Consider the following 14,035-nt stretch of genomic DNA (forward strand, 5'->3'; position numbering starts at 1 on the left):
AACTAAAAAATGACCGACTGGCTGACAAGGAGTTGCGCTTCATGGAAATTGAAGAATTCGGCTACAAACAAGAGTTGAAACGTAGCCTGACACTTACAGACCTGGTGGTGTACGGGATGATCTTCATGATCCCCATCGCCCCGTTTGGCGTGTATGGCTACGTCAACGCCGAGGCGCCCGGGATGGTGCCGCTGGCCTACATCATCGGCATGGTGGCGATGCTGTTTACCGCGTTGAGCTACGGCAGCATGGCCCGAGCCTTTCCGATTGCCGGATCCGTTTATTCCTACGCGCAACGCGGCTTGAATCAACATGTCGGCTTCATCGCCGGCTGGCTGATGCTGCTCGACTACCTGCTGATTCCGCCGCTGCTCTACGTCTACGCGGCGATGGCACTCAACCATTTGTACCCGGATATTCCGAAAGTCGGTTTCATTCTGGCCTTCCTGGTCAGTGCGACGTTCGTCAACCTGCGCGGCATCACCTTCACCGCACGGATGAACATCATCTTCCTGCTGGCCCAACTGGTCGTTCTGGGCATCTTCCTCTTCTATGCCTGGACGGCCCTGCACAACGGTGGCGGTAACGGCGAACTGACGTTGGCGCCGTTGTACAACGCCGAGACTTTCAACTTCGCCCTGCTGATGCAAGCGGTGTCGATTGCGGTGCTGTCATTCCTGGGCTTCGACGCGATCTCGACCCTGGCCGAAGAAATCAAGGGTGATCCGGGTCGCAGTGTCGGCAAAGCGGCACTGATCACACTGGTAGTGATGGGCGTGATTTTCGTCGCACAAACCTGGATTGCCACTGACCTGGCCGCCGGCATGGGCTTCACGTCCGCCGACACTGCGTTCTATGAAATCGCCGAAATCGCCGCTGGCAGTTGGCTCGCCACCCTGACCGGTGTCGCGACCGCCCTAGCTTGGGGTGTAGCGGTCGCAATCACCTCGCAAGCGGCGGTGTCGCGCCTGCTGTTCGGCATGGCCCGTGACGGCAAACTGCCGAAAGTGCTGGCCAAGGTCCACCCCAAACACAACACGCCGTACTTGAGCATTTATCTGGTGGCGGTGCTGTCGCTGGTGATCTGCTACCTGTTCATCAACTCGGTCGACACCCTGACGTCGCTGGTCAACTTCGGCGCGCTCAGCGGCTTCATGCTGCTGCACCTGACCGTGATCAACTACTACTGGCGTCGGCAAAAGTCCGGTCAGGTCGTGCGCCATCTGATCTGCCCGGTGATCGGCTTCATCATCGTCGCGGCCATCATGTACAACATGGGCGTCGATGCACAGAAACTCGGCCTGATCTGGATCGCTCTGGGCCTGGTTTACCTGTTCTTCCTCAACAAACTCGGGGCTAGCACCGCGCTGCCGGACCCAAGCAACGGCTGACAAGAAAAAGAGCAGCGTCTGACAACAAATCAGGCGCACGCCGATTTAACGCGTGGAAACCGACAGTGATAGTCAGGTTCGGTGAATTCGCCGAACCTTTTGATACAGGAGTACATCCATGCTGGCCTTACGCCCAGTCGCGCAGACTGATCTGCCCCAGCTACAACAATTGGCCCGCGACAGTTTGGTGGGCGTGACGTCCCTGCCGGACGACAGTGACCGTTTGCGTGAAAAAATCGCCGGCTCCTGCGCTTCGTTTGCTGCAGACGCCACCGCCCATGGCCCGGAGAACTACTTCTTCGTGCTGGAAGACCTCGACAGCCAACAACTGCTGGGTTGCTCCGAAATCCTCGCCACTGCCGGTTTCGACGAACCGTTCTACAGCCTGCGCAATCGCCATTTCACCAGCGCCTCGCGAGAACTGAACATCGAACACGGCGTGCCGGCGCTTTCGTTGTGCCACGACCTGAACGACCACACGCTGCTGCGCGGTTTCCACATCAACGCTGCGCTGGTGGGTACGCCGTTTTCCGAATTGCTCTCGCGGGCGCGCCTGCTGTTCATCGCCGCTCATGCGCAACGGTTCGCCGAAGCAGTGATTACTGAAATCGTCGGCTACAGCGATGAAAACGGCCATTCGCCCTTCTGGGACGCGCTGGGCAAGCACTTCTTTGACCTGCCCTATACCGAAGCTGAGCGTCTGTGCGGATTGCAGAGCCGTACGTTCCTGGCTGAACTGATGCCGCAATACCCGATCTACGTGCCGATGCTGCCGCAGGCCGCACAAGACTGCATTGGCCGCATCCACCCGGACGGTCAGGAAGCCTTCGACATTCTTGAGCGTGAAGGCTTTGAAACCAACAGCTATATCGATCTGTTCGACGCCGGCCCGACCCTGTATGCGCGCGCAGCGAATATCCGCTCGATCGCCCGCAGCCAGACGGTACACGTGCGGCAACAGTCGCAAATCGATGCGCGTGGCCGTTATCTGCTGAGCAACGATGCGCTGCACGGCTTTCGGTGCATCGTCGCCGAACTCGATTACCAACCCGATCAACCGCTGTCTCTCACCCCTGCAATGTGTGCGGCGCTGAATGTGACCGATGGCAGCCTCATTCGGCTGATTGCCTTGTGAACCGCGCCTGGTTCCACACCCAACGACAGTGCCCGAGCAGGCGCGCAGAAGGAGTTACAGCATGATTGTCCGCCCGGTTAAAGTCAGCGACCTGCCCGCCTTGATGGCGCTGGTACAACAGGCCGGCCCGGGGTTCACCACCCTGCCGGTCAACGAAGATCGCCTGGCCCACCGCGTGCGTTGGGCGCACCGTGCATTCGCCGAACAGGTGGAACGTGCCGATGCCGACTACCTGTTTGTGCTAGAAGACGATGACCAGCGCGTGGTCGGTGTCAGCGCAATGGCCGGAGCGGTCGGCCTGCGCGAGCCCTGGTACAACTATCGGGTCGGTTTGACGGTAAGTTCGGCGCCGGATCTGGGCATTCAACGGCAGATTCCCACGCTGTTCCTGAACAACGAACTGACCGGCCAATCGGAACTGTGCTCGCTGTTCCTGCGACATGATCAGCGCCATGGCAGTAACGGTCGGCTGTTGTCGCTGGGGCGCTTGCTGTTCGTCGCCGAATTTCCGCATCTGTTTGGCGAGAAGATGATCGCCGAACTGCGCGGCAGCGCCGATGAACTGGGCTGTTCACCGTTCTGGGACAGCCTGGGCCGGCATTTCTTCCAGATGGACTTCAGCCACGCCGATCACCTGTCGGGGCTGGGCAACAAATCGTTCATCGCCGAGCTGATGCCACGCCAGCCGTTGTACACCTGCCTGCTCACTGAGCAGGCCCAGGCCGCTATCGGTCAGGCGCATCCCAATACCGAGCCGGCGCTGAAAATCCTTCAGGCCGAAGGTTTTGCGCACAAAGGCTATATCGACATTTTCGATGGTGGCCCGGTGATCGAAGCACCGATCCGCAGCATCCGCACGGTGCGCGACAGCCTTGAGCTGACCCTGAGCCTTGGCAGCCCCGACGAACAGGCGCCGCTGTGGCTGATCCACAACCGTCGCCTGGAAAACTGCCGCATCACCGTCGCCCGCGCCCGTTGCGTCGGCAGCAGCCTGGTGATCGACCGCCTCACGGCCAAACGCCTGCAACTGCAACCAGGCAACTCGGTACGGGCAGTGATGCTGCCCAACCGACAGCGGCATGCCGTGGCGGCTTGAACCGGTCATGGAAATCTCCTGCCAAAGATGAATCCTTTCAGCCAAAGGCGCATGTTTAACCCCAGCCTCGCAAATTCGTCATGATCCTTGACCCATTCGCGTGATAGCCTTTTCATCCTTCGGCGTTGACACCTTTGTTCAAGCCTTTCCATTCCTTTGTATTGGTGGAACTCGTATGACCAGGCTTTCTCATCAAGATTTGCGCCGTAATTTCCGTCAGTTGCTGGCATCAGACACCTGCTACCACACGGCTTCGGTGTTCGACCCGATGTCGGCCCGCATCGCCGCTGACCTGGGTTTTGAAGTGGGGATTCTCGGTGGTTCAGTGGCCTCGTTGCAGGTGCTCGGCGCCCCGGACTTTGCCCTGATCACCCTCAGCGAGTTTGCCGAACAGGCCACCCGCATTGGCCGCGTCGCCCAATTGCCGGTCATCGCCGACGCCGACCACGGCTACGGCAACGCCCTCAACGTGATGCGCACCATCGTCGAATTGGAACGCGCCGGCGTCGCCGCCCTGACCATCGAAGACACCTTGCTGCCCGCGCAATTCGGGCGCAAATCCACCGACCTGATCACGGTCGCCGAAGGCGTCGGCAAGATCCGCGCCGCACTCGAAGCCCGGGTCGATTCGGAAATGGCCATCATCGCCCGCACCAACGCCGGCATCCTGCCGAACCAGGAAATCATCAGCCGCACCCGTCAGTATCAGGCCGCAGGCGCCGATGGCATCTGCATGGTCGGGGTGCAGGATTTCGATCAGTTGGAACAAATCGCCGAGCACCTGACCGTGCCGCTGATGCTGGTCACCTACGGCAACCCGGCGCTGCGTGACGACAAGCGTCTGGCCGAACTGGGCGTGCGTGTGACCATCGATGGCCATGGCGCTTACTTCGCGGCCATCAAGGCCACCTACGACAGCCTGCGCGAACAGCGGCAGATCTTTACCCAAGCTTCGGACTTGAGCGCGACCGAACTGACGCACACCTATACCCAGCCGGAGGAATACATTCTCTGGGCGAAGGAATACATGAGCGTCAAGGAGTAACGCGGTGGCCGGACTGACGTCAGCCGCTAAACCGGCGTCTTGTACGCCACCTCCCGCTGCATCGCCCGCGTCAGAATTCACTCGATCGCGGATGCGACACAGAGGCAGTCAGACCGAGTCGAGCAACGGGTGCTTGGGCAGGTTGTCGCAATTGCAGATCACCCGATTCCGCCCGCCTGCCTTGGCCTCGTACAACGCCTGATCGGCATCATTGAGCCAGCGCGTCGCATCGGCATGGGCCGGTTCGTACGCCGCCAGGCCAATACTCAAACTGACCTTCAACGCCGGATTCTGCTCGTAACCCAGCGTCGCGAAGCGCTCACGCAACGCTTCCATGGCCTGGGCGGCGTTGAACAGTGGCAACTCCGGGAGGATCACGCAGAATTCATCGCCCCCGTAACGCCCTGCAATGTCGGTCACGCGCAGGTTTTGCTTGAGCATTTTGCTCAACTGGCGCAGCACGATGTCGCCGGCCACATGGCCGTAGGTGTCGTTGATCGCCTTGAAATGGTCTACGTCGATCAGCGCGATCGCCGCGCCCTGCTGCTGCCGTTTGCAGCGCTGAAAGGCGATCTCCAGTTGATCCTTCCACGCGCCGTGATTGAGCAATCCGGTGAGGCTGTCGGTGCGGCTCAGGGCCAGCAATTCACGTTTATGCAGGCCCAGCGTGTAGGCCTGACGAAAGCAGATCCAGCCCAGCGCCAACGGATACAGCATCAGCAACGGCAGGCAGGCATACAGTTGCAACGGCGAGGTCTGAGGCATGAACGCCGGGGCAAACACCACCAGACCGACACACACACCGAGAACCTGCGCCGCAGTGCCGGCCAGCAAAAAACGCACGCCGCCGATGGCGACGTTGTTCATCGCCATCATCGAAATGGTCGTGGCACTGGGCAGTGGATTGAACTGCATGGCGGCAACCCAAAAACCGCCGAGAAACGCGTCGATCAACAGGTTTCGGTGTTCGGCGTGGTAAGGCACTTTAGCCCGGCGCGCCCACTGGAAAGCCAGGTGCGGCCAAATCAGGCCATTGATCAACATCAGCCCCCACACCCACAACGCAGGATCGAGCGGGTACATCGCCGTGCTCACGCACAACAACCCCAGCACCAGACCGAGGGTTCGCGACGTATAAAGCCTCCTGGCCAATGAAAGTCCCTTTCCCCCGGTGTTTCTCATAAGGGCCTCGTCCGTTTAAAAGAACCTTGGCGCACCGTCAGACAGATGTGTCTGGAGTCTATCAGGGCAACGTTAAATAGCTATCGCCGGCCAGCGGGTTCGGCCCTGCACACAAACCCGCTCCCACAAAGCAAATATTTGGCTATACATGAAAGGAGGAAAACGGAAAAACAACTATAAGAAGGAGGCCCATGCAGACCTACCAAGTGTTGATCATCGGCAGCGGTTTTGGTGGCCAGTGCGCGGCGGTCAATCTGCTCAAGGCCGGGATCGACGATTTTCGCCTGCTGGAACGGCGCGACTTCTTCGGCGGCACCTGGTGCCAGAACACCTACCCTGGCGCGGCGGTGGACGTGCCGTCGCCGCTGTATTCACTGTCGTTCGCACCGTACCGCTGGTCGCAGATGTTCGCAGAACAGCAGGAGTTGCACCGCTACACCGAGCATGTGATCGACGAGTTCGGCCTGCGCGAACGGGTGGAACTGCAAGCCAATGTCGAACGCATCGAATGGGACGACACTGAAAAGCACTGGGCGGTCCACACCGGCACCAAGGGCACGTTCTACGCGCGGTTCCTGATCAATGCCACTGGGCCATTGAGCCAACCGGTGATCCCGCACTTCCCCGGGCAGGAGCGCTTTCAAGGCAAGACGTTTCATACAAACCATTGGGATCACAGCTACGACTATCGCGGTAAACGCGTGGCCATCGTCGGCAGCGGTGCCAGCGCGGCGCAGGTGATTCCGGCCATTGCGGCGCACGTCGAGCAACTGCATGTGTTCCAGCGCACGCCGCACTGGGTGTTGCCTCGCGCTGATCGCGTCTTCGGGCCGGTTCAGCGTTGGCTACTGGGTTTGAAACCGGCCTACACGCTCCTGCGCTGGCTGATCTACTGGCAGTTCGAAACCCGGGTCATCGCCTTCAAATACTCGAAACCGGCGATTCACCTGGTGCAAAAGCAAGCGCTGCGCTTTCTAAAACGCCAAGTGCCGGACCCAGCGCTGCAAGAAAAACTCACTCCCGACTTCACCATCGGCTGCAAGCGGGTACTGGTTTCGAGCACCTACTACCCGGCACTGACCCGACCCAACGTCACGCTGCACACCCGTGAGCAAGGTATCGCCTCCATCAATGAAACCGGGATCAACACTCAGGACGGTCAGCACCTTGATGTCGACCTGATTGTCTGGTCGACCGGTTACGACGCCACCGATGGCGTTATTTCCTACCCGGTCAGCGGAAAAAACGCCGTGCAACTCAGCGATGTCTGGGCCGAGTATCCCCGCGCCTACCTCGGCACCAGCCTGCCGGACTTCCCCAATCTGTTTATCGTCACCGGCCCCAACACGGGCATCGGCCACACTTCGGCGCTGTTTATTATCGAGTCGCAGATGAACTACATCCTCGACTGCATCCGCACCGTGCAAGCCAATGGTTTGCGCAGCATCGAAGTGCGCCCCGAAGCGGAACGTACCTACACTGAGATGATCCACCGTGAGATGGAGCGCACGGTCTGGAAGTCCGGCGGCTGCCACAGTTGGTATCAAAGCAAGAGCGGTCATGTGATCGCGATGTTTCCCGGCTTCAGTTTCAGCTATTACCGGTTGACCCGGGCGCTGAAACCGGCCGATCACATTCTGTCCTGAACATGTAAAAGGAAGACGTCGATGCTTTTGCTGTTTGTCGCCCTCGCGGTTTTCGTGGCCTGGAGCTGGTTGAGTTATCCGGCGGTCGGTCATTGGCTGTATGACTTGAACATGGCCATCGAGGCCAAGTGGTACAAGCTGCACAAGATTGAAGTGCCGATTGCCGAGATGACGGTGTCGACCTGGCAGGGCGGGCCGTATGAGGCCGCCAGCGCGATCCTGATGCTGCACGGCTACAGTGGCGACAAGAACCTGTGGCTGCGCTTCTCACGGCATTTTGTGCGTCAGTATCGGGTGATCATTCCGGACCTGGCCGGCCACGGTGAAACCGGCTTCAAGGCAGGTGGCGGTTACGACATTGCGCTGCAGGCCAAACGCATGATCCAGTTGCTCGACGTCTGCGGCGTGGAGAAGGTCCATGTGATCGGCAATTCAATGGGTGGCTACATTGCTGCGTGGCTGGCGGCGACGTATCCGGATCGCATTGCCTCGGTGGCGCTGATCGACCCGGCCGGTGTGACGGCACCGGAGGCCAGCGACATGGAGCGTCATCTGGCCCGAGGGCATAACCCGTTTTTGATCAACTCCCGGGAAGAATTCCGCCAGTTTTATGCCATGACCATGGCTTCGCCGCCGTGGGTGCCGAACCTGGTGCTGGATGCCATCGCCCAGCGCTACGAGCAGCAACGCGATGAACTGGAAGAGATCTTCCGCGACTTCCGCGCCAGCCCGCCGATGGAGCCGAAACTGGCCGACATCAAATGTCCCGCCCTGCTGCTGTGGGGGCGCAAGGATCGCTTGATCGACGTCAGCAGCGTGCCGGTCTGGAGCAAGGGCATCGCCAATTTGCGGGTGGACGTGTGGGATAACGTGGGGCACATGCCGATGGTCGAGCAGCCGGGGAATACTGCACGGTTGTACCGGGAGTTCTTGGGAAATCAGCGATGAACATCCTCTACGACGAGCGCCTCGACGGCCCGTTGCCTGAGGTGAACAAAGCTCAATTGCTCAAGGCCTTGCAACAAGCCATCCCGGATCTCGACGTTCTGTGGCGCGATGAAGAGCTCAAGCCTTACGAATGCGATGGTTTGTCGGCTTACCGCACCACGCCCATGCTGGTTGCCCTGCCCCGTCGTCTTGATCAGGTGCAGGCGCTGCTCAAACTCTGCCATCAACAAAACGTCCCCGTGGTTGCCCGTGGCGCTGGCACCGGTTTGTCCGGCGGGGCCTTGCCACTGGCAAAAGGGCTGTTGCTGGTGATGGCGCGCTTCAACAACATCCTGCACATCGACCCGGCCGCGCGCACCGCACGAGTCCAACCGGGCGTGCGCAATCTGGCGATCTCCCAGGCTGGCGCACCGTTCGGGTTGTATTACGCGCCGGACCCATCGTCGCAAATCGCCTGCTCGATTGGCGGCAATGTTGCCGAAAACGCCGGGGGCGTGCACTGCCTCAAGTACGGTTTGACCGTACACAACGTGCTGAAAATCGAAGTCCTGACCATCGAGGGCGAACGCCTGACCCTGGGCTCTGACGCCCTCGATGCAGCGGGTTTCGACCTGCTCGCGCTGTTCACCGGCTCCGAAGGTTTGCTGGGGATCATCACCGAAGTCACGGTCAAACTGCTGCCAAAACCTCAAGTGGCGAAAGTGCTGCTGGCCAGTTTCGATTCCGTGGAAAAGGCTGGCCGGGCGGTGGCCGACATCATCGCGGCGGGGATCATTCCCGGCGGTCTGGAGATGATGGACAACCTCGCCATCCGTGCCGCCGAAGACTTCATCCACGCCGGTTACCCGGTCGACGCCGAGGCCATTCTGTTGTGTGAACTCGACGGCGTCGAAGCCGATGTCCACGACGATTGCCTGCGCGTGCGTGAGGTCATGAGCCAGGCCGGCGCCACCGAAGTGCGCCTGGCACGCGACGAAGCCGAGCGCGTGCGCTTCTGGGCCGGACGCAAGAACGCGTTCCCGGCCATTGGCCGATTGTCGCCGGATTATTACTGCATGGACGGCACCATCCCGCGCCGCGAACTGCCCGGTGTGCTGCAAGGCATCGCCCGCCTCGGCGCCGAATATGGTTTGCGTGTGGCCAACGTGTTCCATGCCGGCGACGGCAACATGCACCCGCTGATCCTGTTCGACGCCAATCAGCCCGGCGAGCTGCACCGCGCCGAGGCCTTGGGCGGCAAGATCCTCGAATTGTGCGCGCAGGTGGGCGGCAGCATCACCGGCGAACACGGGGTCGGCCGCGAGAAGATCAATCAGATGTGCGCGCAGTTCAACAGTGCTGAACTGAGCCTGTTCCACGCCGTAAAAGCCGCGTTCGACCCGCAAGGCTTGCTCAACCCCGGCAAAAACATTCCGACCCTGCACCGCTGCGCCGAATTCGGCGCCATGCACATTCATGCCGGGCAACTGCCATTCCCAGAGCTGGAGCGTTTCTGATGGCCGAATTCGATGCCGCCAGCGCCCTGCTCGATCAGGTCAACGAGGCGCGGAACAGTGCCACGCCACTGAAAATCCAGGGCGGCAACAGCAAAGCGTTTCTGGGGCGCGAGGTGGCCGGCGAGGTACTCGACACCCGTGAGCATTGCGGCATTGTTCACTATGAACCGACCGACCTGGTGATCACGGTTCGTGCCGGCACGCCATTAACCGAACTGCTCGCGACGCTGGACGCTGCCGGGCAAATGTTACCGTGCGAGCCGCCGGCATTTGCTGAAAGCGCCACGGTCGGCGGCATGATCGCCACAGGCCTGTCAGGGCCCCGGCGGCCATGGTCGGGCTCGGTGCGCGATTTCGTCCTCGGCACTCGGGTGATCACCGGGCTCGGCCAGCACCTGCGTTTTGGCGGTGAAGTGATGAAAAACGTCGCCGGTTATGACCTGTCGCGGCTGATGACCGGCAGTTTCGGCTGCCTCGGCGTGCTGACTGAAGTCTCGCTGAAAGTCCTGCCCAAACCTCGGCAATGCCTGAGCATCCGCTTCGATATCGACTGCGCTCGCGCCTTGGCCAATCTAGCCGAATGGGGCCAGCAACCGCTGCCCATCAGCGCGGCGTGCCACGATGGCGACAGTCTGTACCTGCGCCTTGAGGGTGGCGAAGGTTCGGTAACGGCGGCGCATCAACGCTTGGGCGGTGAGCCGATGGACTCGGTGTTCTGGCGCGATTTGAACGAGCACCGTTTGCCGTTTTTCGACGAAGGCCTGCCGTTATGGCGCCTGTCATTGCCGAACAATCTCGGGCCACTGGACTTGTCCGGCAAGCAACTGCTCGACTGGGCCGGCGCGCAACGCTGGCTCAAATCTGCCAACGAAGGCATTCACGCCCTCGCCGAAGAGCTTGGCGGCCACGCCACTTGCTACACCCACGGCCACGACACGCCGTTTCAGCCCTTGGCGCCGACACTGCTGCGCTATCACCGGCAACTCAAAACGCAACTCGACCCGCAAGGGCTGTTCAACCCCGGTCGAATGTACACAGAGTTCTAGCCATGCAAACCACCCTCAGCGAGCAATGCCGCCGACTGCCCCGCGCCGCTGAGGCGGAAAAAATCCTGCGCACCTGCGTGCATTGCGGTTTTTGCAACGCGACGTGCCCGACTTATCAATTGCTCGGCGATGAGCTCGATGGCCCGCGTGGGCGTATCTACCTGATCAAGCAAGTGCTTGAGGGCGCCCCGGCGACTGCGCAGACACAACTGCATCTGGATCGCTGCCTGTCGTGCCGCAACTGCGAAACCACCTGCCCGTCCGGCGTCGACTATCACAATTTGCTCGACATCGGCCGGGCAGTGGTCGATCAGGCGGTGCCGCGCCCGGTGGCGCAACGCTTGCTGCGTGAAGGGTTGCGGGCGCTCACGCCGAATCCCGGTTTGTTTAAAGGTTTGTTGCGAGTGGGCACGACATTCCGACCGCTGTTGCCGCGCATGTTTGACAGCAAACTGCCGCAGCACCTGCCGAGTTCGGGTGTGCGCCCGTCCCCACGGCATGCGCGCCGGGTTTTGCTGCTGGAAGGCTGCGTGCAACCAGGTTTGTCGCCCAATACCAATGACGCAACGGCGCGGGTGCTGGATCGACTCGGGATCAGCATCACCTCGGTGGCCGAAGCCGGCTGCTGCGGCGCGCTGGACTATCACCTCGACGCCCAGGCCAAGGGCCTCGACCGCGCCCGGCAAAACATCGACGCGTGGTGGCCGCATCTGCAAAACGGCGCTGAAGCCATTGTGCAGACCACCAGCGGTTGCGGCGCGTTCATCAAGGATTACGGGCATTTGCTCAGGGACGATTCGCGCTATGCCGACAAGGCACGGCGGATCAGCGAGCTGACCTTGGATCTGGTGCAAGTGCTTGCGCGAGAACCGCTGGAGCAGGTCTGTGCCGCCAGCGAACGACGGATCGCCGTGCATTGCCCGTGTACGTTGCAACACGCACTGAGACTCGGCGGCGCGGTGGAAGCCGTGCTGACGCGTTTGGGTTTCAACCTCACGGCCGTGCCGGACGGGCATTTGTGCTGCGGTTCGGCAGGCACCTACTCGCTGACGCAACCAGTGCTGGCCCGGCAACTGCGTGATAACCGCCTCAACGCGCTGGAAAGCGGCCGCCCGCAACTGATCGTCACTTCAAACATCGGTTGCCAGAGTCACCTGGCCAGTGCTGGACGCACACAGGTTTTGCACTGGGTCGAACTGGTGGATCAGTCGTTGGCAGAATGAAGTCCGTAGGATTCTTCGTTTGCCCGCGCAGGCGAAGGCTGCGATCTTTTCCTCCATCCATTACGTGACCGTGGCAGGAATTTTTTTCATGACCGTGCAGCCTTTCGTAAGCCCCGACCTGATTCGCCAACGCTTCTCCAAAGCGATGTCCGACATGTACCGCGAAGAAGTACCGCTGTACGGCGCGCTGATGGCACTGGTGGAGCAGACCAACCGCGATGTGCTCGCACGTCAGCCAGACATCGCCCGACAGCTCAACAGCACGGGTGAAATCGAACGGCTGGACAGGGAGCGCCATGGCGCGATCCGCGTCGGCACCGCGACTGAACTGGCCACCCTCGCCCGCCTGTTCGCCGTGATGGGCATGCAACCGGTGGGTTATTACGACCTGACGCCGGCGGGCGTACCTGTGCATTCCACCGCGTTTCGTGCGGTGCATGAAGAGGCGCTCCAAATCAGTCCATTTCGCGTGTTTACCTCGTTGTTGCGCCTGGAATTGATTGACGATCCTGAACTGCGCGCCTTTGCCGAGTCGGTGCTGGCCAAGCGTTCAATCTTTACTGAGGCGGCATTGCGTTTGATCGCACAGGCTGAGACGGCCGGAGGACTGAATGAAGCAGACGCCGCGGAGTTTGTCCTACAGGCACTGGAGACCTTTCGCTGGCATCACAGCGCAACCGTCACCGCCGCGCAGTACCAGACGCTCAGCGCCCAGCATCGTTTGATCGCTGACGTCGTCGCGTTCAAAGGCCCGCACATCAACCACCTGACACCACGCACACTGGATATCGACAGCGTGCAGGCGCAGATGCCAACCCACGGCATCACCCCAAAAGCGGTGATCGAAGGCCCACCACGCCGGCAGTGCCCGATCTTGCTGCGTCAGACCAGTTTCAAAGCGTTGGACGAACCAATCGCCTTCACCGACCAGAGTGAAACCCGCAGCAGCCACAGTGCCCGCTTCGGCGAAATCGAACAACGCGGCGCAGCGCTGACGCCCAAGGGCCGTGCGCTGTATGACCGTTTACTGAATGCCGCCCGCGACGAACTCGGCGACTTCCCCAATGAAGCCAACGCCGCACGCTACAACGCGCTGATGACTCAACACTTTGGCGAATTTCCTGACAGCGTCGAGGGCATGCGCGAACAGGGCCTGGCGTACTTTCGCTATTTCGCCACGGAAAAAGGCGTGGCGGCGGGTAGCCTCAATGCCGCTTCTTTGGAGGATTTGTTACGCGACGGTTATGTGAAAGCTGAACCGCTGGTGTACGAAGATTTCCTGCCGGTCAGCGCGGCGGGGATCTTTCAATCGAACCTTGGGGATGCAGCGCAGGCCCACTATGGCGAACATTCCAACCGACAGGCATTCGAGCAGGCGCTGGGACGCTCGACGATTGATGAATTGGGGTTGTATGCCGAAACCCAGCAACGTTCGATTGAAGAATGCGTTGTCGCGCTTGAATCTCGCCAATAGTGGCCACACGCCATTGTGCGCAACTTCTTGCGCACTCAAATGTGGATAACCGTGTGGACACATCCCTACAGCCCTCGTGATTCGTTCTGTACAGACGAGTGCGCAATAAGTTGCGCAGTACTGCGCAAGAAGTTGCGCACTTCAGACCTCAAATCCGCACGAAAAACAGTTAAAAACCTGATTCAGCGCAGCTTCACCTCCGGCTCCCGGGGACTTAAAAAAAACTGGCACGCTCTTTGATGGCAGTCGGCCACCCATCGGGCGATTTCGCCTCCCGGGCACCTTAAATTTATCCGCAAGGAGAGCACCCCATGGCAACACCAGCGTACATGTCGGTTACCGGCGAAAAACAA

General features: G+C 60.5%; 11 protein-coding genes. 10 read left to right on the forward strand and 1 reads right to left on the reverse strand.

Going from position 1 to position 14,035, the window contains the following annotated elements; all coding sequences use genetic code 11:
* The first annotated feature begins 41 nt into the window (after nucleotides 1–41).
* From ACIOU6_RS22820 to ACIOU6_RS22835, 4 genes are all read left to right on the forward strand, one after another.
* Entirely contained in the window at nucleotides 42–1,391 is a 1,350-nt protein-coding gene (locus ACIOU6_RS22820; RefSeq protein ID WP_221733826.1) for an APC family permease, read from the forward strand.
* Between the two features lie 118 nt (nucleotides 1,392–1,509).
* A complete protein-coding gene (locus ACIOU6_RS22825; RefSeq protein WP_401138974.1) occupies nucleotides 1,510–2,526 on the forward strand; it encodes an arginine N-succinyltransferase in 1,017 nt (338 codons plus the stop codon).
* A 61-nt stretch (nucleotides 2,527–2,587) separates the two neighbouring features.
* Nucleotides 2,588–3,622, forward strand: a complete 1,035-nt coding sequence (astA, locus tag ACIOU6_RS22830) for an arginine N-succinyltransferase (protein WP_221733828.1) — start codon at nucleotides 2,588–2,590, stop codon at nucleotides 3,620–3,622.
* Nucleotides 3,623–3,797: 175 nt separating this feature from the next.
* The gene (locus ACIOU6_RS22835; RefSeq protein ID WP_221733829.1) at nucleotides 3,798–4,667 is read left to right on the forward strand and encodes an oxaloacetate decarboxylase; all 870 of its coding nucleotides are present in this window, start codon (nucleotides 3,798–3,800) and stop codon (nucleotides 4,665–4,667) included.
* A gap of 108 nt (nucleotides 4,668–4,775) precedes the next feature.
* On the opposite strand, the gene ACIOU6_RS22840 is transcribed toward ACIOU6_RS22835, so the two are convergent.
* Complete coding sequence (locus ACIOU6_RS22840) at nucleotides 4,776–5,849, reverse strand: diguanylate cyclase (RefSeq protein WP_401138975.1); 1,074 nt, start codon at nucleotides 5,847–5,849, stop codon at nucleotides 4,776–4,778.
* A 191-nt stretch (nucleotides 5,850–6,040) separates the two neighbouring features.
* On the opposite strand from ACIOU6_RS22840, the gene ACIOU6_RS22845 reads away from it, so the two are divergent.
* The 6 genes from ACIOU6_RS22845 (at nucleotide 6,041) to ACIOU6_RS22870 (ending at nucleotide 13,682) form a co-directional block, all read left to right on the forward strand.
* Complete coding sequence (locus ACIOU6_RS22845) at nucleotides 6,041–7,495, forward strand: flavin-containing monooxygenase (protein ID WP_401138976.1); 1,455 nt, start codon at nucleotides 6,041–6,043, stop codon at nucleotides 7,493–7,495.
* 21 nt (nucleotides 7,496–7,516) lie between these two features.
* The gene (locus tag ACIOU6_RS22850) at nucleotides 7,517–8,443 is read left to right on the forward strand and encodes an alpha/beta fold hydrolase (RefSeq protein WP_221733832.1); all 927 of its coding nucleotides are present in this window, start codon (nucleotides 7,517–7,519) and stop codon (nucleotides 8,441–8,443) included.
* Nucleotides 8,440–9,939 (forward strand): glycolate oxidase subunit GlcD, encoded by a 1,500-nt coding sequence (gene glcD, locus ACIOU6_RS22855; protein WP_401138977.1) that lies wholly within the window; start codon nucleotides 8,440–8,442, stop codon nucleotides 9,937–9,939. The genes ACIOU6_RS22850 and glcD overlap by 4 nt, the downstream gene beginning before the upstream one ends.
* Nucleotides 9,939–10,985 (forward strand): glycolate oxidase subunit GlcE, encoded by a 1,047-nt coding sequence (gene glcE, locus ACIOU6_RS22860; RefSeq protein WP_401138978.1) that lies wholly within the window; start codon nucleotides 9,939–9,941, stop codon nucleotides 10,983–10,985. The genes glcD and glcE overlap by 1 nt, the downstream gene beginning before the upstream one ends.
* 2 nt (nucleotides 10,986–10,987) lie before the next feature.
* Entirely contained in the window at nucleotides 10,988–12,208 is a 1,221-nt protein-coding gene (gene glcF, locus ACIOU6_RS22865) for a glycolate oxidase subunit GlcF (RefSeq protein ID WP_401138979.1), read from the forward strand.
* 88 nt (nucleotides 12,209–12,296) lie between these two features.
* Nucleotides 12,297–13,682 carry a VOC family protein gene (locus tag ACIOU6_RS22870; protein WP_401138980.1) on the forward strand — a complete coding sequence of 462 codons (1,386 nt, stop codon included), beginning with the start codon at nucleotides 12,297–12,299 and terminating at the stop codon, nucleotides 13,680–13,682.
* The last annotated feature ends 353 nt before the right edge of the window (nucleotides 13,683–14,035 follow it).

The sequence above is a fragment of the Pseudomonas sp. NPDC087615 genome, assembly GCF_044743445.1.
Lineage (GTDB): Bacteria > Pseudomonadota > Gammaproteobacteria > Pseudomonadales > Pseudomonadaceae > Aquipseudomonas > Aquipseudomonas baetica_A.